We start from the raw sequence: 18283 nt of genomic DNA, 5'->3' as shown, positions 1-18283 counted from the left end.
CTGCCGATCCACTCAGGAAGCCGTCTCGGTGCGACCGAGCACTTGCGGCAGTTGTAACTTTGCAGGCAGCGCAAAAATCGTTCTGCCAGCGCATCGGTACCCGGGAGACCCTGCTCATGACCCAGACGGCGACCGCACCCGCGGCCCCCACCACGGCGTCCAACGTCGTGATGAACCACCGACAGATCCTGTTGGTGATCTACGGCCTGATGGCCGGCATGTTCCTCGGCGCCCTCGACCAGACGATCGTCGGCACCGCGATCCGCACCATCGGTGACGACCTGCACGGGCTCGACCAGCAGGCCTGGGTCACCACCGGGTACCTCATCGCGTCGACGGTGACGACCCCGATCTACGGCAAGCTCTCCGACATCTTCGGTCGCCGGCCGCTCTTCATCACCGCGATCGGCATCTTCATCGTCGGTTCGTTCGCGGCGTCGTTCTCCGACTCGATGCTCATGCTCGCCGGGTTCCGCGCACTGCAGGGCCTGGGTGCCGGTGGTCTGATGTCCCTGCCGCTGGCGATCATGGGCGACATGCTCGCCCCACGCGAGCGGGCGAAGTACCAGGGCTACTTCCTGGCGGTCTTCGGCATCTCGTCCGTCATCGGACCGCTCGTCGGTGGCGTCTTCGCCGGCGCGGACCAGCTGCTGTTCATCGCCGGCTGGCGCTGGGTGTTCCTGATCAACGTGCCGATCGGCATCATCGCCCTGTTCATGGTGCTGACGTTCCTGCACCTGCCGAAGTTCGGCGACCGGGGCAAGCCCCGCATCGACTGGTGGGGCGCGACGCTCGTCATCGTCACGCTCGTGCCGCTGCTGCTCATCGCCGAGCAGGGCCGCGAGTGGGGCTGGGACTCCCCCGCCGCCTTCGCCTGCTACGCCATCGGCGCCCTCGGCCTGATCGCGTTCATCATCGTCGAGCGGGCCATGGGCGACGACGCGATCCTGCCGATGAAGCTGTTCGGGTCACGGGTGTTCTCGATGTCCGCGATCCTGTCCGTGCTCGTCGGCTTCGGCATGTTCGGCGCGATGCTGACGATCCCGCTCTACCTGCAGATCGTCAAGGGCGTGACCCCGACCGAGTCCGGGTTCGCCATGCTGCCGATGGTGCTCGGCCTGATGATCTCGTCGATCGCCTCCGGCCAGATCATCTCGAAGACCGGCAACTACCAGGTCTTCCCGATCACCGGAACGGCGTTCACGGCGATCGGCTTCACGGTCCTGACGTTCCTGACCGCCGACCGACCCCTGTGGTTCCTGATGCTCGGCATGTTCGGCATCGGGCTCGGACTCGGGCAGCTCATGCAGACGCTGACCCTCGCCGCGCAGAACTCGGTCTCGCCGCGGGACATCGGTGTCGCGACGAGCGCGGCGACGTTCTTCCGTCAGATCGGCGGCACCATGGGTACCGCCGTCCTGCTCTCCGTGCTGTTCACCCTGATGCCGACGAACATCAGCGCCGCGATGCAGAACGAGTCCGACCTGAAGAGCGCGCTCAACGCCGCGATGACACCCTCGGTCGCGAACGCGTCCAAGAACCAGGGCGTGATGGACGAGATCTGGACGAAGATCGTCGACCCGGTGCAGAAGAACGTGCAGGACGGTCTCGACCAGGGCACCGCGCAGGCGAAGCAGGCCGCCGACGCCGCCGTGACCAAGCAGGTGACCGCAGCCGTGCAGCGGCAGGTCGCCGCGGGCACGGTCCCCGCCGCCGCAGCGGACACGATCATCGCCCAGCAGGTCGACGACGCGAAGCCAGCAGCCGAGCAGCAGGCGCTCGAGACGGCAGCCACGAAGGCGAACGCCTCGGTCGTCGACGGCACGCTGCAGATCGACTACTCGGACAAGGGGCAGCGGGAGAACGTCGTCGACCAGGTCGCCCCGACGCTCATCAAGCAGCTGAAGAGCGGCGACTCGGCCGCGAGCTCGTCCACCGATTCGGCGACGAGCGACACGTCGTTCCTGAACGGCGCGGACCCCCGGCTCAGCCGTCCGTTCCTGGTCGGGTTCAGCGACTCGGCAGTCCGCGTCTACTACGTCGGCCTCGCGGTGATCCTGATCGCGTTCGTGCTGACGTGGTTCTTCCGGGTGCCGCCGCTCCGCAAGACCTCGGCGCTGCAGGAGCAGGCGGACGCTGCACGCACCGCTGCCGGTGCGGGATCGGACGGGAGTGCCGCCGCAGCCGCTGCCGCCGCGGCGCCCGGGGCCGGTCCGGTGCCGACGGGGTCGTCCTCCGCCGAAGTCCCGACCTCGCCCGACGTTCCGACGTCGCCGGACGTGCAGCCGCGGTCCGCCCGGGCCGCCGGAGCGTCGGACGTCTCGGTGCTACCGCACGGGGTCGACAACACCCGCGCGCCGCTGCCGAACGCCACCACGCACGGTGCGCACTCGGCGGCTGCGCCGGTCGACGAGCCACCGACGACGACCGGTGCCATCCGGACCCGGGCTGCCCACGCGGCTGCGGTCGTGGAGCCGGACGCCCCCGGGGCCGGAGCCGACGCGGCGGAGGCGAGCCGGGCCTCCCGGCCGGACGCTGGCGACGCGCACGCGCACGGGCGGCACTCCGCGGAGTAGTCGGTGCGGGCGCTCGCTCGGCGCGTGCGCATGTTCCGACGATCCACGCGTCGAACGACTCGTGGATCGTCGCAGCATGCACCCGCATCGCGTGCGTGTGCATCTTCCGACAGAACGCGCGTCGAACGACTCGTGGGTTGTCGCTCGATGCACCCGTATGCACCACGCGCACCAGTCGCCGACCGCGCCCGCCTCAGACCGCCGGCGCCGCGTCCCCCGCCGCTGCCGCCGGTGCTGCGGCCACCTCGAACGACGCCCCCGGCAACCGCTTTCGCATCACGTCGATCGCCGCCGGGTTGTCGTCCACCAGCACGTACCGCCGCCCCAACGCCTGTGCCACGGCGCCCGTGGTCCCGCTGCCCGCGAAGAAGTCGAGCACCCAGTCCCCCTCGCGTGAGGACGCCTGCACGATCCGCCGCAGCACTCCCTCGGGCTTCTGCGTGGGGTAGCCGGTCTTCTCTCGGCCGGTCGGCGAGACGATCGTGTGCCACCAGACGTCGGTGGGCAGCTTGCCGCGCTCGCGCTTCTCGGGTGTGACGAGCCCCGGCGCCATGTACGGCTCGCGGTCGACGGCCTCGGAGTCGAACCAGTACCGCGACGGGTCCTTCACGTAGACCAGGATCGTGTCGTGCTTCGTGGGCCAGCGCGTCTTGGACTTGGCGCCGAAGTCGTAGGCCCACACGATCTCGTTCAGGAACGACTCGCGGCCGAACAGCGCGTCGAGCAGCACCTTGGCGTAGTGCGACTCGCGGTAGTCGAGGTGCAGGTACAGCGTGCCGTCAGTGGCGAGCAGCCGCCAGGCCTCGATGAGTCGGGGTTCGAGGAACGACCAGTAGTCCTCGAACCGGTCGTCGAAGCGCATCAGGTCGCCGCGCACCCGCTCGTAGGTCCGGCCGTGGAACCCCATCACCGGGCCGTCGGCCTTCGGCACGGCGGACGTCGCGTGCCGCCGCTGGTACCGGCCGGTGTTGAACGGCGGGTCGAGGTACACCAGCGTGAAGGACCCGTCCGGGTAGGCGGGGACCACGTCGAGGGCGTCGCCGAGGACGACGCGGTCCGGCCCTCGGTCGTCTCCCCTGCGCACGGACCCATTGTCGCGCACCGAGCGAGCACGCTCGACGCGCACCGCACCGCGCAGTGCACGGAGCCAGCGTGCAGCACAGAGCGCGCGCTCAGGCCCCGGCGTACGGTCGAGTGCATGGCAGCAGCACCCGAGGTCCGCAACGACACCGACAAGCAGCAGTACTCCCTGATCGAGGACGGCGAGGTCATCGGCCTCGCGGCGTACGAGATCGACGGCGACGAGATCCGCTTCGTGCACACCGAGGTCGATCCCGAGCACCGCGGTGGTGGGCACGCGTCGATCCTGGTGCAGCACGCCCTCGACGACGTGCGTGCGAGTTCGTCACGCCGGGTCGTCGCGCAGTGCAGCTACGTGCACGCGTGGATCGAGCGGCACCCGGACTACCAGGAGCTCACGACGCGCTGACGCGAGCGACGCACAGACGAGCGCGGCACCCGTCCGCTCAGTACGAGCGGTCGTGCGTCCCCACGCGGGCCTCGTGCCGCCCAGCGCTCCGCACCGTCGGCACCCGGATGAGCACGCTGCCGCTGAGCAGGTCGTGATCGTCGTCCGCCGGTGTCGGGGCCTGCTTCGGCAGGCGCGCCTGCCGTTCGTACTCGGCTTGCGTCTCGTGCCGAGTCGGTGCGAACACCTCGTCCAGCATCCCGCCCATGCCTCCGGATCCACCGCTCCGCTGGGACTTGTTCGACAGGTCGATCCACCCCATGCGATCGGCGATCCACACCACGACGGCCACGGCGGCCACCGCCCCCAGGAAGATCAACCAGTTCACGGCAGCGACGCTACGTGGGCCGGGCGGCGAGCGGATCAGCCGCGCGGGGGATTCTCATCATCCACACGTCTGGTTCATGAGGTCGAGGCGCAGACTCGACAGCAGCGGCGGCCGGGACGTCCCCCCTCAGCTCCGGCCGTCGCGTCCACCGTCGACCGAGCAGGGCTCACGGCACCCGCTCGAGCCACTCCTTCGTCGCGAACTTCGTCCGGACCAGCTCCTGCGCCCGCTCCCGCTCGGCCTCGGTCACGTGCCCCTCGGTCGCCCCGTACAGGCGGGTGAAGGTGCCGATCAGCCGCTCGATGATCTCGGCGCGGGACAGCCCGGTCTGCGAGCGGAGCGGGTCGACGCGCTTCGCGGCGCTGGTGGTGCCCTTGTCGCTCATCTTCTCGCGCCCGATCCGCAGCACCTGGACCATCTTCTCGCCGTCCATGTCGTAGCTCATGGTGGCGTGGTGCAGCAGCGACCCGGTGCCGAGGCGCTTCTGTGCGGCCCCGCCGATCTTGCCCTTGGTCGAGGTGATGTCGTTGAGCGGCTGGTAGTACGCCTCGATGCCGAGCGACTTGAGCGCCTCGATCACCCACTCGTCGAGGAACGCGTACGAGTCGGCGAAGGTCATGCCCTGCACCAGGTCGGACGGCACGTACAGCGAGTAGGAGATGACGGCGCCGGCGTCCATGAACATCGCGCCGCCGCCGGAGATGCGTCGGACCACCTGCACGCCGTACTTCTCGGCGCCGGCGGGATCGACCTCGTTCTTGAGCGACTGGAACGAGCCGATCACGACGGCCGGCTGGTCCCACTCCCAGATGCGCAGCGTGGGCCCACGACGGCCGGCACCGACCTCTTCGGTCAGCACCTGGTCGAGCGCGAGGTGCTCGTTCGGGCTGATCGGCCCCTCGTGCACGATCTGCCAGTCGTGGTCGCGCCAGGTCGAGGCCCGCGACAGCGCGCGGCGCACCGCGACGCCGACGGACTCGGGCGTGAAGCCGAGCAGCACCGCATCGGTCGGCAGGGCCGCCCGCACGGCTGCGGCGATGCCCGCGGCGTCGGTGGTGGCGGGGAGCCCGTTCACGGCCGCGTCGATGAGCGGCAGCGCGTCGTCGGGTTCCAGGAAGAAGTCACCCGCCAGGCGGAACTGCTGGATCGTGCCGTCGACGACCTCGAGGTCGACGACGACCAGCTTGCCTCCGGGGACCTTGTACTCACCGTGCATGCCGCAACCCTATTCCGGACGGCCGACGGCCCGGCAGTGAGCCGGCCTGGTGACGGCCTGGAGGCGCGTGGCGGCGCCGCCACGGGCCTCCAGTCCGTCGCCGGTCGCGTCGCAGGACGCGGCGAGCGCCGTCAGCGCGTCGTCACCCGGTCGAGCCACGCGACCAGGTCGCCGATGACCTCTGCGCGGTTCGTCTCGTTGTAGACCTCGTGGCGCGCGCCCTCGTACACCTGCACGGTCACGTCGGACAGCCGGCCGCGTCGGCGGTACGCCTGCGCCAGACGCTCGATCGAGCGCGGACCCCCGAGGGTGTCGTCGGAGCCGACCTGCAGCAGCATCGGCAGGTCGTGCGGGATGCCCCGTCGCGGCACACCGAGCAGCCGGAGGGTGTCGGCGAGCCCGAACAGCCCGATGACGTCGGCCTCGACCGCCAGGGGGTCGACCGCCATCGCGTCGATGATCGTGCGGTCGCGGGTGAGCCACTCGTACTTGGTGGGCCCGGACCCCGCGTGCCGGGCGTTGAGGTCGCCGCTGTTCATCCAGCCGGGCAGCCGGTAGGCACTCGCGGACAGGACGACGCCGTCGTAGCGGTCCGACGAGGTGTTCACGATCCGCTGCGCCATCAGCGACCCCCACGAGTGCCCGAGCAGCACGAGCGGCAACCCGGGTTCGTCGGCCCGCGCGACTGCGCTCATCTGCTCGACCGCGGCGATCGCCGCGCGCAGGCCGCCCGGGCCGAGCCGACCGAGCTTGGCGTGATCGCCGTCCCACTGGGTCAAGCCGGTGCGTCCGTGCCCGCGGTGGTCGTTCGCGTGCACGGTGTAGCCGGCGCGCACCAGGTCCTGCGCGAGCGGTTCGTACCGGAGTCCGTGCTCCCCGACCCCGTGCGCGATCTGCACGACACCCTTCGGCCGCGCCGCACGCCAGGTCGAGTAGACGATCTCGACGCCGTGGGCGTCGGTGAACGAGGCGTCGCCGCGAGCGGCGGAGAAGGTGGGCACGTGAGCATCCTCGCAGACGCGCTCCATCACGGACCTGTTCACCCGGCGTTCACGCAGGGGGTTCCAGGCGGGCCTAGCGTCCTGCGCATGGACGTCATCGTCATCGTCACGCTGGTGATCGTCGTGGCCCTCGTGTTCGACTTCACGAACGGCTTCCACGACACCGCGAACGCCATGGCCACGTCGGTCGCCACGGGAGCGCTCAAGCCCCGGACCGCCGTGCTCATCTCCGCCGTGCTCAACGTGGTCGGCGCGTTCCTGTCCACCGAGGTCGCCAAGACCGTCTCGCAGGGCATCATCCGCGAGGGGCAGGACGGCATCCACATCTCCCCCACGATGATCTTCGCGGGGCTCGTCGGCGCGGTGCTCTGGAACCTGGCGACCTGGTACCTCGGGCTGCCGTCCTCGTCCACCCATGCGCTGTTCGGCGGGCTCATCGGCGCCTCGATCATCGGGGCGGGTCTGAACTCGATCAGCTGGGCGACGGTGGTGTCGAAGGTCGTGCTGCCGGCGCTGCTCTCCCCGGTCATCGCCGGGGTGATCGCCCTGGTCGCGACGTACCTGGCGTACGTGCTCACGAAGAACGCGACCACCCACGGTGCGGCGACCGGGTTCCGGCACGGGCAGACGATCTCGGCGTCGCTGGTGTCGCTCGCGCACGGCACGAACGACGCGCAGAAGACGATGGGCGTCATCACGCTGACCCTCATCGCCGCGAACTACCAGGCCGCCGGCACCGGTCCGGCGCTCTGGGTGATCCTGGCCTGCGGGCTCGCGATCGGCCTCGGCACGTACATGGGCGGCTGGCGGATCATGCAGACCGTCGGCAAGAAGATCTCCGACGTGCAGTCGCCGCAGGGCTTCGCCGCCGAGACGAGCTCCGCCGCGACGATCCTCATCTCGTCGCACCTGGGCTTCGCGCTCTCGACGACCCACGTGACGAGCGGCGCGGTCGTCGGCTCGGGCCTCGGCAAGAAGCTCGCCGACGTGCACTGGTCGGTCGTCGGCCGCATCGTCATCGCATGGGTGATCACGCTGCCCGCCGCTGCGGTGGTCGGGGCGCTCGCGACCTGGCTCGCGTCGACCTCGGCGTTCGGGCTGGTGCTCGTCGCGGTCCTCGCCCTGGCCGGCGGGCTCACCTTCTACGTCCTGGCGAAGCGCAAGCCGATCTCGCACGAGGACATCACGACCGACGCAGCCGGGCCGACCGAGCAGCCCGAGCCGCAGCCGACCGGCGCAGCGAACTGAGGGGAACGACGATGGACATCGACTTCACCGCGATCGGCACGGTCGCCGGCGTCGGCTTCGTGGCCGCCGTGGGCCTGGTGCTCGTGTACACGCTCGGCCTGCGCCTGCTCGGCACGGGGCAGCCGGACGACGCCGGCGGCGAGCGCACGCAGTACTCCGACGAGAGCCCGCGCTCCGGGCACACCCCGCCGGCGGCGCTGGCCGGTGCCGTGCTGTGCTTCGCGCTGTGCATCGCCGCCGTGCTGGCGGGCATCTGGCTCACGATCCCCCAGTTCCACTGAGGACGTTCCTTCCCAGAACACCCGCGATGGCTGGTGGAACCGGGCGTACCTGGTCAGAACTCCCGACCAGGTACGCCCGTTCCGACCAGGTACGCCCGATTCCGCGAGGTACGCCCAGAACCGCCCCGCACCCGCCCCGCCTGGGATGATCGAACGGTGACCACCCACCACCTCGACGCCGCGGTCGACTCCGCCGTCGACGTCTTCACCGCCGAACGCCAGCCGGTCCTGACCGTCGAACCGGGCGACACGGTGACCGTCCGCACCCTGAGCGCCGCGGGCTACACCGAACGCCAGCCGGGCCCGGGCCTCGACGCTCCGACCCTGATCGACCCGCGCCGGGGCCACTGCCTGGTCGGGCCGATCGCCGTCGCGGGAGCACGTCCGGGGATGGTCCTGGCGGTGCGCTTCGACGACCTCGTGCCCGACGACTGGGGTTACACGGCCTCGGGCGGGGTCGACTCCCCCGTGAACCGCGCACTCGGCCTGACCGATCCGGCGTCGCGCGGCCCGCTGCTCTGGGACATCGACGTTTCCGCCGGCGTCGCCGTGAACCAGCTCGGCCTCGGGGTGCGGACGGCACCGTTCCTCGGCGTCGTCGGCGTCCCACCCGAGCCCACCGGCGAACACTCCACGATCCCGCCCCGCACGGTCGGCGGCGGCAACATCGACTGCCGCGAGCTCGTCGCCGGCTCCACCCTGTACCTGCCCGTGACGGTGCCGGACGCCCTGCTCCACGTCGGCGACGGGCACGCGGCCCAGGGCGACGGCGAGGTCTCCGGCACGGCGGTCGAGTGCGGCATGACCACGACGATGACCCTGACGCTCCTCGATGCGGCCCCGGTCGAGGGTGTGCACGCCGACACCCCCGCCGGACGCATCACCTTCGGCTTCGATGCCGATCTCAACGTCGCGACGGCCACGGCGCTCGACCGGATGGTCGACTGGATCGTCGGGCTGCACGGGATCGGCCGCGCCGAGGCACTCGCGATGGCGAGCGTGGCGGTGAGCATGCGCATCACGCAGGTCGCGAACCGCACGTGGGGCGTGCACGCCCTGCTCCCGCACGACGCGATCCTGACGGACGCGCGGCTCTGAAGGCCGGGAGGCCCGCCCAGCGCGAGCCGACCGGCGCACGCAGGGCGGGCCTCCCGTCCGACCTTTCTTCCCATCGCACCCGCGCTGGAAAGCGGAAACGGGCGTGCCTGGTCAGAAGAACCGACCAGGTACGCCCGTTTCGACCAGGTACGTCCGAAATCAAGTTCGTTCGCTGAACTAATGAGATAGGCTAACGAACGATGACCGACGCCACCGACCTCCGCATCGCGGTGAACCGGCTGTCCCGCACACTCCGTGCCCAGAAGGCCGACTCGAGCGTCACGGACGCACAGTTCTCCGCCCTCGCCCGCCTGCACCGCGACGGCGCCATGACCCTGGCCGACCTGAGCCGACAGGACGGCGTCACGCCGCCCTCGATGACGAAGACCATCGCGGTGCTGGTCGAGCGGGGCCTGGTGTCGAAGTGCGGGCACGGCGACGACCGCCGCAAGGTGCTGCTCGGTGCGACGCCAGCCGGAGCCGCCTTCGTCGAGGAGACCCGACGCCGCCGCGACGGCTGGCTCTCCCCGCGACTCGCAGCACTCACCGCCGACGAGCGGAGCACCCTCGCCGACGCCACCGAGATCATGAGGAGGCTGGCCCAGCAGTGACCGCCATGTTCCGCTCCCTCGCCGGACGCAACTACCGCATCTGGTTCGCCGGCGCCCTGGTGTCGAACGTCGGCACCTGGATGCAGCGCACCGCCCAGGACTGGATCGTCCTGACCCAGCTCTCGGACAACAACGCCGTCGCGGTGGGCATCACGATGGCCCTGCAGTTCGGCCCCCAGCTGCTGCTCCTGCCGCTCACCGGGCTCGCCGCCGACCGGTTCGACCGCCGGAAGATGCTCATGCTCACCCAGGGCCTGATGGGACTGCTCGGGCTGGGGCTCGGCGTCATGGTCCTCACGCACACCGCCACCCTGCTCGCGCTGTACGGCTTCGCGCTGGCACTCGGCATCGTCGCCGCGTTCGACGCTCCGATCCGGCAGGCCTTCGTCTCCGACGTCGTGCAGGGCGAGGACGTCTCGAACGCCGTCGCCCTGAACTCCGCGTCGTTCAACGCCGCACGCCTGATCGGCCCCGCGGTCGCCGGTGTGCTCATCGCGGCGATCGGCTCCGGATGGGTGTTCGTCATCAACGCCGGGTCGTTCCTGGCCGTCCTGCTCGCACTCCGGTTCGTCGACCCCGCCCAGCTCGCCGAGCGGGTCCGGGCGGGCCGCGGCAAGGGGCAGATCGTCGCCGGTTTCCGGTACGTCCGCACCCGGCCGGACATCGTGGTCGTGCTCTGCATGATCTTCGTCGTCGGCACGTTCGGCGTGAACTTCCCGATCTTCACCTCGACGATGGCGCGGGTCGAGTTCCACCAGGGCGCCGGCGAGTTCGGGCTGCTCAACTCGGTGATGGCGATCGGCTCGGTGCTCGGTGCGCTGCTGTCCGCCCGCCGGGACAAGCCGCGGATGCGCACCCTCGTGCTCGCCGCCGGCGGGTTCGGGCTCGCGTGCACGGCCGCTGCCCTCGCCCCGACGTACTGGACCTTCGCGATCGTGCTGGTGTTCGTCGGGCTCGCGTCCCTGACCTTCATGACCACGGCGAACGCCCTGGTGCAGACCACGACGAAGCCCGCGATGCGCGGACGCGTCATGGCGCTCTACATGGCGATCTTCGCGGGCGGCACCCCCATCGGCGCCCCGCTCGTCGGTGCCGTCGCCGACGCCTTCGGCCCACGCTGGGCGATCGTCGTCGGCGCGGCCTCGGGCTTCGTCGCACTCGGGATCGCGCTCGTCTGGCTCGTCCGGTACCAGCGGGTCCGGCTGCGCTACGACGCCGACTCGAGACTGCACCTGGCGATCACGCACGCCGTGCCGGTGGTCGGCTCGCGCGCGGCGCTCCGCCGCGAGCTGGAACGCGACGAGACGCTCGCCGACCGCTCCAGCGCCGTCTGACGGACCGGCGGGTCGCCCTGCCCGTCGGCCGACGGCCCGTGACGCACCGACCGTCGGACGGGAGGCCCGCACCGGCGCCGCCACGGGCCTCCCGTCCGGCGCCACCCGGGCACACGGCCTCGCTCGCGACGTGCGGACCGGCCCGGTCCCGCCACACGCGACGACCCGGGTCCGGACACGCGCGCCGGGTGAGCTCAGAGCACGGGCGCGGACGACGCGAAGACGCGCTCGTCGAGCGCTGCGGCGACGCGGTCGGCAGCCACTGCCAGCCGTTGCCCGACGTCACCCGCCACCGCCAGCGCCGACTCTTCCGGGATCCCGTCGAGCAGTGCCCGGACCTCGTCGAACCCGGCGACCTCGTCCGCGACGCAGGACGGGGCGACGTCGGCCAGGCACTCGGCCGCGCGGTGCACCGTGAAGCGCAACGACCGCGGGCTGTGCGCGTCGAGGAGCAGGAAGGCGGCGGCGTCGGACGGCACCGGGGCGTGGTCACGGCCGCGCAGGAAGGCCTCGCCCGCACCGCACGCCCGGAGCGCCGCCGTCCACGAGGTGACCGCGTCCGGCTCGAGCAGCCGCGACGCCAGCAGCCGTGCGGTGGAGGCGCAGCGGGTGAGTGATCGCCCGAGGGTGAAGAACTCCCACACCTCGTCACGGCTGGCGTCTCCCTCGACCACACCGATGGCGAGGGCACTGCGCTCCCGCACCCAGCCGAGGAACTCGTGCGCCCGGTCGGGGGCGATCTTCCGGGGCATCCGCGACCGCGTGACGTCGAGGCAGTCCCAGAGCTCGCTCGAGACGACCTCGCGGGCACGGCGTGCGTGGTCGCGGGCGACGGCGACCGCGGCGGCGATGGACGCGGGTTCGTGCCGGTCGAGCGCGAGGGCGTCGACGGTGGCGGCACGGTCCGGGTCGTTCGCGGGGCCGGTGGTCCCGATGACGCTGCGGAGCTCGGTGGACACGAGCCGGTCGTCGTCGAGGGTGCCCGGTTCTCGGCGGGCGACGTAGACGTCGAGCAACCGTGCGACGACGTCGGTGCGCTCCACCGCGCTCCCCACGTGGAAGACGTTCCCCGCGAGGCGGCTCAGCACGGCTGCTCCTGCATGTCCAGAACCTAACGAGCCGGCGTTGCCGGGGTGTTACAGAACCGCGTCACGGGTGTTGCAGGTGTCCCGTCTCCGCGCTCGCTAGACAATCTAACTAGAGCGTCTAGCATTGGGGCATGACGTCCGAGGTGATGACCAGCACCGCGGGGTACTGGTACGAGGACTCCGAGGTCTCCGCCGTGGACGTCCTCAACGCCCTGCGGCGGTACCGGACGGCCGAGAGCGCCGCCCAGCGCCGAGCGCGCGAGGCACTGGGGATCGGCGAGAACGCCCTGCTGGCGATCCGGTTCCTGATCGACGCCCAGCACGACGGCCGCACCGTCAACGCGAAGGACCTCGCCGAGCGGCTCGAGATCACCGCGGCGTCGACGTCGGCGCTCGTCGACCGACTCGTCCGCAGCGGTCACGTCGAACGGCACGCCGACCCGAACGACCGCCGTGGCGTGATCCTCACCGCCACCGGCACCTCGATGCGGCACGCGCTCCGGGTCATCGAGGAGCTCGACACCCGCGCGCTCGAGGTCACCGAGCACCTGCCGAGCAACGAGATGGCCGTCGTCGTGGAGTTCCTGGACGAGATGGTCCGCGTCGTGGACGAGCTCGACGCCGGGCCGCACCACCCCCGTCGCGCGTAACCTGGACCGCATGGACCCTCGTGGCGAGCACCACCCCGAGGACGACATGCCGTTCGCGGAGCTCGACTCGCGAGCCCGTGCCGACGCAGCACTCCGGCGCATCCAGGCCGGGTCCGATCCGGCTCGTGAGGCCTTCGACCTCGCCAACACCATGAACGACGAGGCCGTCGGGCGGCTCACGAAGCGTCTGCGGCAGTTGTTCCGTCGGGGCTGATCGGTCGGCCGGTCGGCCGGTCCGTGCGTGTGCCCGTGCGCGCGTGCGTGGGCCCGTGCGTCAGAACGCGGTGCCGACCGCAGCGATGTCGTCGCCCCCGTGCCCGGCTGCGCTGGCATCGGCGTAGACGCGGCCGAGTGCCTCGAGCAGCGTGGTTGACACCCCCGCGGTCCGGGCGGCATCGGTGATGAGCCCGATGTCCTTCCGCAGGCCGTCGAGTGCGAACTGGGCGGGGAACTCGCGGGCGATCATCGCGGCGCCCTTGGTGTGGGCGTAGGCGGAGTCGCTCGCGCTGCCCTCGATGGCCTGCAGGAACAGCGCGGGGTCCAGCCCGAGCGCCGCCGCGAGGGCCAGGGACTGCCCGGTCGCCGCGGTGATCGAGGCGATCCAGGCGTTCGCGGCGAGCTTGAGAGCGGTGCCGTCGCCGACGTGGTCACCGGCGCGGACGGTCTTCGCGCCGATCGCGTCGAGCACGGGGTCGACACGGTCGAGCAGGTCCGCCGGACCGGCCGCGAGCATCGTGAGCGTGCCCTGTTCGGCGGGGGCCTTCGTGCCGAGCATCATCGCCTCGACCAGGGTGATGCCGTACTTCTCGGCCAGCTGCACGATCGTCGCGGTGCCGTCGACCCCGATCGTCGAGGCCTGCACCCACACGGCGTCGGTCGGGGCGTCGCCGGCAGCCTGCTCGAGGACGTCGACGACCGCATCGGTGTCGAACAGGGTGAGCAGGACGACCTCGGCGTGCTCGACGGCAGTGCCAGGGTCGCTCGCCACCGTCGCGCCGCGGTCACCCAGGGGCGAGGCCTTGTCGGCACTGCGGTTCCAGACCGTCACCTCGTGGCCGTCGCGGAGCAGTGATCCCGCCACGCCGGCACCCATCGCACCCGTCCCCAACACCGTCACTCGCACGTGCGTCTCCGTCCTGGCGCGACACCGTGCCGCGACCGCTCCGACGCTACGCCCGACGCCGTCAGAGGAGCCCGCGAGCCTGCAGCCAGGCGGCCGGGTCGATCGGGGTACCGGCCACGATGACCTCGAAGTGCAGGTGGGCGCCGGTCGAGACGCCCGTGTTGCCGACGGCCCCGAGGCGCTCTCCCGCGCCGAGGACCTGGCCGGGGCGGACGTCGATCACCGACAGGTGTCCGTACCGGGTCGCGGTGCCGTCGGCGTGCTGCAGGAGGACCTGGTTGCCGTAGCCACCCAGGGCCCCCGCCGAGACGACCCGGCCGGGCAGCGCGGCGACGACCGGGGTTCCGATGGCCGCGGCGAAGTCGACCCCCTGGTGGTTCGACGAGCAGGCCGCACAGCCGACGACCCAGCGGGAGCCGAAGCCACCGGCGTCCGGGATCGCACCGACCGTGGGGCGGGCGGCGCCACCGGTCGGACCCGAGCCACCGGGGACCCGGAGCGCTGCCGCTGCACGGCCGACCGAGAAGTCGTCGCGGCCGGCGGTCGGCCCGGACGAACCGTCGGCGACGAAGTGCTGCGTGCCGGTGGCTGCCGACGTGGGTTCCGGAGCGGCCGGAGCTGCGACGGCGGTCTGCGGGGAGCCGACCGCGACGAACAGGCACGTGACGGCAGTGACCGCCGCGGCGGGGAGGGTCCGCCGGGCGGGGATCCGGAAGGACGCGGGGCGGCGGCGCGCGGGAGCGGCGGGATGCTCGGGTGCGGCGGGATGCTCGGGAGCGGCAGGCTGCGTGGGCCGGATGCGTCGTGTGGGCTGGGTGGAAGCCGGGGTGACGGGAGGGGGCACCGCCACCCCGGCGGCTCGGAGCGGCCCCGGCTGTGCAGCGTGCCGTGCACGGCGCGGCCGGGGCGCGGTCGGTGGGGCGGCGGCGCGGCGCTCGGCACCGCGTGGGCGCCGGGGCAGGTCGTCGTCGAGGGTCGTCATCGTGGGGCGCCCGGCCCGGTCAGACGCGGACGACGCCGTCACGGGCGATCCGGTCCAGCTCGCACACGACGGCGTCGACGACCGCGCGGGTGATCGCGTCGGCGACGGTCTCGACCAGGACGAGGTGCTCGGGGCGGATCGTGACCTCGGTCACCAGGGCCGATGCCACCCGGACCGGGATCTCGTCGATCGCGGCGACGAGGGCGGCCGGCACCAGCGTGGAGTCACCCGGGCGGACGGGTGCGGACATCGGCGAGGTCGGCGCCGGGGTCACGACGGCGATCGCCGGCGACGGGGTGGAGCGCACGGTGGAGTGCGGAGCGTCGGCCTGATCGCGACGCTGGGCGATGGAGTCGAAGAGCGGGGTGGAGGACATGCTGCGGACGGTCCGATCTGGATGTCGTGGCTGGTCGTTCTCGGGCGACCGGCGATGGCGGCGTGCCGAGCGGCACGTCCGCCATTCAACCATCGATATTTCAGATGTGCAATAGTGACCGGACAGTCGCGGTGATCAGTCCGGGTCGACGGCGGCCGCGGTCGGGTCGTCCGGCTGCAGCGCCCGACGGACCCGTTCCACGATCGTCGCGGGCGGGTTGTTGTAGGTGTTCGCCGGCTCCTGGCCGCTGAGCTCCTGGATCGCCGCCATCACCGCATCGGTCGCGTGGCGCCGAGCACGACCGGACGACGCCTCGCCGAAGGACGACAGGTCGATCGGCTGCCCGAACTCGATCGTCACGCGGGCGAGCTTCGGCAGCCGGGACCCGACCGGCTGGACGTCCTCGGTGCCGGTGAGCGCGACGGGCACCACGGGGGCGCCGCTCGTCAGCGCCAGCCACGCCACACCTGTGCGTCCCTTGTAGATCCGGCCGTCGAGCGAGCGTGTGCCCTCCGGGTAGATCGCGAACGCCTCGCCCTCCTGCAGGCGTGCCAGCCCGAGGTCGAGGGCCTGCTGCGCCGCCGCACCCGCGCCACGTTCGACCCCGATGGCGCCGATGCCACCGAAGAACGCCCGCGAGACGGCTCCCTTGAGACCCGAACCCGTGAAGTATTCCTGCTTCGCCAGGAACGACACCTTGCGCGGTGCCATGAGCGTGATCGCGGGCGAGTCGATGAACGAGCGGTGGTTGCTCGCGAGGATCACCGCACCACGCTTCGGGACGTTCCGACGACCGATGATCTTCGGGCGCCACAGCAACCGGGCGAGCGGGGTCACCACCGCGCGACTGAGCACGGTGGCGAACTTCGTCGAACCGGACACCGGACCTCCTCGTGGTGACGAGCTACCGAGTGTAATGAGGTGCGCGGAGGGCACATGCCCGGAACGGCATGCAGTAGTGGCCGGGCGTCAGTCGGCCGCGGCGACGACGTCGAGGACCGCGCGCCCGTACCGCTCGAGCTTCGCCGCGCCGACGCCGGAGATCTCGCCGAGCTGGTCGACGTCGGCAGGTCGGACGGCGGAGATGCCCCGGAGCGTCGCGTCGTTGAACACCACGTACGCGGGGACGCCCTGCTCGCGGGCCTCGGCTGCACGCCAGGCACGCAGGGCCTCGAACAGGCCGACGGCTTCCTGCGGCATGTCGGTGACGACCGTCCGTCGACTGCTGCGTCCGGCTCGCGGAGCCTTGACCGGGTCGCGACGCATCCGCACCTGCACCTTGCCGGTCAGGACCTCGGCGCTCGTGGGACTGAGGACGACCGTGCCGAAGCCGTCGCCTGACACCGCCGCGTAGCCCTGGGCCAGCACCTGTCGTGCGACCGCGCGCCACTCGCCCTCGGACAGGTCCGCGCCGATGCCGAAGGTCGCCAGGGTGTCGTGTTGGAGTTCCTGCACGCGGGGCGACTGCTTGCCGATCAGGATGTCGACGAGGTGCGAGACGCCGTACCGCTGGCGGCGCTCACGCTCGAGCCGCACGACGGTGGACAGCAGCTTCTGCGCGGGGACGGTGCCGTCCCACGACTCCGGCGGCGCGATGCACGTGTCGCAGTTGCCGCACGCCGTGCTCTCCTGCCCGAAGTACGCGAGCAGCCGCACCCGGCGGCACTCGATCGTCTCGCACAGGCTGAGCATGGCGTCGAGGTGGGCGCTCAGCTGCCGACGGTGTGCGGCGTCGCCCTCGGACTGGTCGATCATCCGCCGCTGCTGCACGACGTCGTTCAGGCCGTACGCGAGCCACGCGGTGGCCGGCAGCCCGTCACGACCCGCACGGCCGGTCTCCTGGTAGTAGCCCTCGACCGACTTCGGCAGGTCGAGGTGCGCCACGAACCGGACGTCGGGCTTGTCGATGCCCATGCCGAACGCGATCGTCGCCACCATGACGACGCCGTCCTCGCGCAGGAACGTCGACTGGTTGCGGGCACGCACCCGGGCGTCGAGGCCCGCGTGGTACGGCAGGGCGTTGATCCCCTGCTCGGCCAGGGCGGACGCGGTGCGCTCCACGGAGTTGCGGGACAGGCAGTACACGATGCCGGCGTCGCCGCTGTGCTCCGTGCGGATGAAGGTGAGCAGCTGCTGCAGCGCCCCGGTCTTCGGCTCGATGCGGTACTGGATGTTCGGCCGGTCGAAGTCGGCGACGAAGTGCGCGGCGTCGTCGAGGCCGAGCCGTGCGGAGATCTCGCGGTGGGTCTGCGGCGTGGCGGTGGCGGTCAGGGCGATGCGCGGCACCGTCGGCCACCGCTCGTGCAGGACGCTCAGCTCGAGGTAGTCCGGGCGGAAGTCGTGCCCCCACTGGGCGACGCAGTGTGCCTCGTCGATGGCGAACAGCGAGACGCGCGCCCGGTCGAGGAGCGCACGGGTGGACTCGAGCCGGAGCCGCTCGGGCGCGAGGTAGAGCATGTCGACCTCGCCCTGCACGACGGCACGCTCGACCCGGGACCGTTCGTCGGGGCCCTGCGTGGAGTTGAGGAACGCGGCGCGCACGCCGTTCGCGGCCAGGGCGTCGACCTGGTCCTGCATGAGGGCGATGAGCGGCGACACCACGACCCCGACGCCGTCGCGGACGAGCGATGGCACCTGGTAGCAGAGGGACTTGCCGCCACCGGTCGGCATGAGCACCAGGGCGTCGCCACCGGCCACCACCTGGTCGATGATGGCCGCCTGCTCGCCGCGGAAGTCGTCGTAGCCCCACACACGGTGCAGCACGTCGAGCGCAGCGGCACGGGGTGCGGACACGGCGGCGGGAGCAGGCACGGCAGCGGACGCGGGCGTGGTGCTCATGCCAC

Annotated in this window: 19 protein-coding genes; 9 read left to right on the top strand and 10 right to left on the bottom strand. The window is 71.6% G+C overall.

The window, feature by feature from the left end; translation table 11 throughout:
* Positions 1-116: 116 nt before the first annotated feature.
* Complete coding sequence (locus DEJ21_RS16585) at positions 117-2576, top strand: MDR family MFS transporter (protein WP_111225341.1); 2460 nt, start codon at positions 117-119, stop codon at positions 2574-2576.
* A gap of 193 nt (positions 2577-2769) precedes the next feature.
* Here DEJ21_RS16585 and DEJ21_RS16580 read toward each other — a convergent pair whose 3' ends face one another.
* Positions 2770-3660 carry a site-specific DNA-methyltransferase gene (locus DEJ21_RS16580; protein WP_111225364.1) on the bottom strand — a complete coding sequence of 297 codons (891 nt, stop codon included), beginning with the start codon at positions 3658-3660 and terminating at the stop codon, positions 2770-2772.
* A 114-nt stretch (positions 3661-3774) separates the two neighbouring features.
* Here DEJ21_RS16580 and DEJ21_RS16575 point away from each other — a divergent pair, with 114 nt between their 5' ends.
* Positions 3775-4065 carry a GNAT family N-acetyltransferase gene (locus DEJ21_RS16575; RefSeq protein WP_027465074.1) on the top strand — a complete coding sequence of 97 codons (291 nt, stop codon included), beginning with the start codon at positions 3775-3777 and terminating at the stop codon, positions 4063-4065.
* Between the two features lie 37 nt (positions 4066-4102).
* Here the strand turns inward: DEJ21_RS16575 and DEJ21_RS16570 are convergent, their stop codons facing one another.
* The 3 genes from DEJ21_RS16570 to DEJ21_RS16560 all read right to left on the bottom strand — a co-directional run bounded on the left by DEJ21_RS16570 (position 4103) and on the right by DEJ21_RS16560 (position 6649).
* Positions 4103-4432: a hypothetical protein gene (locus DEJ21_RS16570; protein ID WP_111225340.1), complete on the bottom strand. Its 330-nt coding sequence runs from the start codon at positions 4430-4432 to the stop codon at positions 4103-4105.
* 166 nt (positions 4433-4598) lie between these two features.
* On the bottom strand, positions 4599-5648 hold the full coding sequence (locus tag DEJ21_RS16565; RefSeq protein WP_027465073.1) for a biotin/lipoate A/B protein ligase family protein: 1050 nt from the start codon (positions 5646-5648) through the stop codon (positions 4599-4601).
* 131 nt (positions 5649-5779) lie between these two features.
* Positions 5780-6649, bottom strand: a complete 870-nt coding sequence (locus tag DEJ21_RS16560) for an alpha/beta hydrolase (RefSeq protein WP_181435939.1) — start codon at positions 6647-6649, stop codon at positions 5780-5782.
* Between the two features lie 87 nt (positions 6650-6736).
* Here DEJ21_RS16560 and DEJ21_RS16555 point away from each other — a divergent pair, with 87 nt between their 5' ends.
* The 5 genes from DEJ21_RS16555 (at position 6737) to DEJ21_RS16535 (ending at position 11221) form a co-directional block, all read left to right on the top strand.
* On the top strand, positions 6737-7897 hold the full coding sequence (locus tag DEJ21_RS16555) for an inorganic phosphate transporter (protein ID WP_111225338.1): 1161 nt from the start codon (positions 6737-6739) through the stop codon (positions 7895-7897).
* Between the two features lie 11 nt (positions 7898-7908).
* Positions 7909-8178 (top strand): hypothetical protein, encoded by a 270-nt coding sequence (locus tag DEJ21_RS16550; RefSeq protein ID WP_017886192.1) that lies wholly within the window; start codon positions 7909-7911, stop codon positions 8176-8178.
* 156 nt (positions 8179-8334) lie between these two features.
* A complete protein-coding gene (locus tag DEJ21_RS16545; RefSeq protein ID WP_111225337.1) occupies positions 8335-9276 on the top strand; it encodes an acetamidase/formamidase family protein in 942 nt (313 codons plus the stop codon).
* Positions 9277-9476: 200 nt separating this feature from the next.
* The gene (locus tag DEJ21_RS16540) at positions 9477-9887 is read left to right on the top strand and encodes a MarR family winged helix-turn-helix transcriptional regulator (RefSeq protein WP_071406022.1); all 411 of its coding nucleotides are present in this window, start codon (positions 9477-9479) and stop codon (positions 9885-9887) included.
* A complete protein-coding gene (locus DEJ21_RS16535; RefSeq protein ID WP_372444931.1) occupies positions 9884-11221 on the top strand; it encodes an MFS transporter in 1338 nt (445 codons plus the stop codon). The genes DEJ21_RS16540 and DEJ21_RS16535 overlap by 4 nt, the downstream gene beginning before the upstream one ends.
* Before the next feature lie 194 nt (positions 11222-11415).
* Here DEJ21_RS16535 and DEJ21_RS16530 read toward each other — a convergent pair whose 3' ends face one another.
* Entirely contained in the window at positions 11416-12309 is an 894-nt protein-coding gene (locus DEJ21_RS16530; RefSeq protein ID WP_071406023.1) for an alpha-E domain-containing protein, read from the bottom strand.
* A gap of 131 nt (positions 12310-12440) precedes the next feature.
* Between DEJ21_RS16530 and DEJ21_RS16525 the strand changes: the two genes are divergently transcribed.
* On the top strand, positions 12441-12959 hold the full coding sequence (locus DEJ21_RS16525; protein WP_111225336.1) for a MarR family winged helix-turn-helix transcriptional regulator: 519 nt from the start codon (positions 12441-12443) through the stop codon (positions 12957-12959).
* Between the two features lie 10 nt (positions 12960-12969).
* A complete protein-coding gene (locus tag DEJ21_RS16520) occupies positions 12970-13173 on the top strand; it encodes a hypothetical protein (RefSeq protein WP_017886198.1) in 204 nt (67 codons plus the stop codon).
* Positions 13174-13233: 60 nt separating this feature from the next.
* Here DEJ21_RS16520 and DEJ21_RS16515 read toward each other — a convergent pair whose 3' ends face one another.
* The 5 genes from DEJ21_RS16515 to recQ all read right to left on the bottom strand — a co-directional run bounded on the left by DEJ21_RS16515 (position 13234) and on the right by recQ (position 18278).
* Positions 13234-14070: an NAD(P)-dependent oxidoreductase gene (locus DEJ21_RS16515; protein ID WP_258375125.1), complete on the bottom strand. Its 837-nt coding sequence runs from the start codon at positions 14068-14070 to the stop codon at positions 13234-13236.
* Between the two features lie 73 nt (positions 14071-14143).
* Positions 14144-15064 carry a M23 family metallopeptidase gene (locus DEJ21_RS16510; RefSeq protein WP_146247824.1) on the bottom strand — a complete coding sequence of 307 codons (921 nt, stop codon included), beginning with the start codon at positions 15062-15064 and terminating at the stop codon, positions 14144-14146.
* A 19-nt stretch (positions 15065-15083) separates the two neighbouring features.
* Entirely contained in the window at positions 15084-15440 is a 357-nt protein-coding gene (locus DEJ21_RS16505; protein ID WP_111225333.1) for a hypothetical protein, read from the bottom strand.
* Positions 15441-15575: 135 nt separating this feature from the next.
* On the bottom strand, positions 15576-16322 hold the full coding sequence (locus tag DEJ21_RS16500; protein ID WP_111030846.1) for a 1-acyl-sn-glycerol-3-phosphate acyltransferase: 747 nt from the start codon (positions 16320-16322) through the stop codon (positions 15576-15578).
* 87 nt (positions 16323-16409) lie between these two features.
* On the bottom strand, positions 16410-18278 hold the full coding sequence (gene recQ / locus DEJ21_RS16495) for a DNA helicase RecQ (protein WP_111225332.1): 1869 nt from the start codon (positions 18276-18278) through the stop codon (positions 16410-16412).
* Positions 18279-18283 lie beyond the last annotated feature (5 nt).

Source organism: Curtobacterium sp. MCSS17_006, assembly GCF_003234215.1.
Lineage (GTDB): Bacteria > Actinomycetota > Actinomycetes > Actinomycetales > Microbacteriaceae > Curtobacterium > Curtobacterium flaccumfaciens.
The sequence above is the reverse complement of the archived record's forward strand: the minus strand, read 5'-3'. Positions and strand labels throughout refer to the sequence as shown.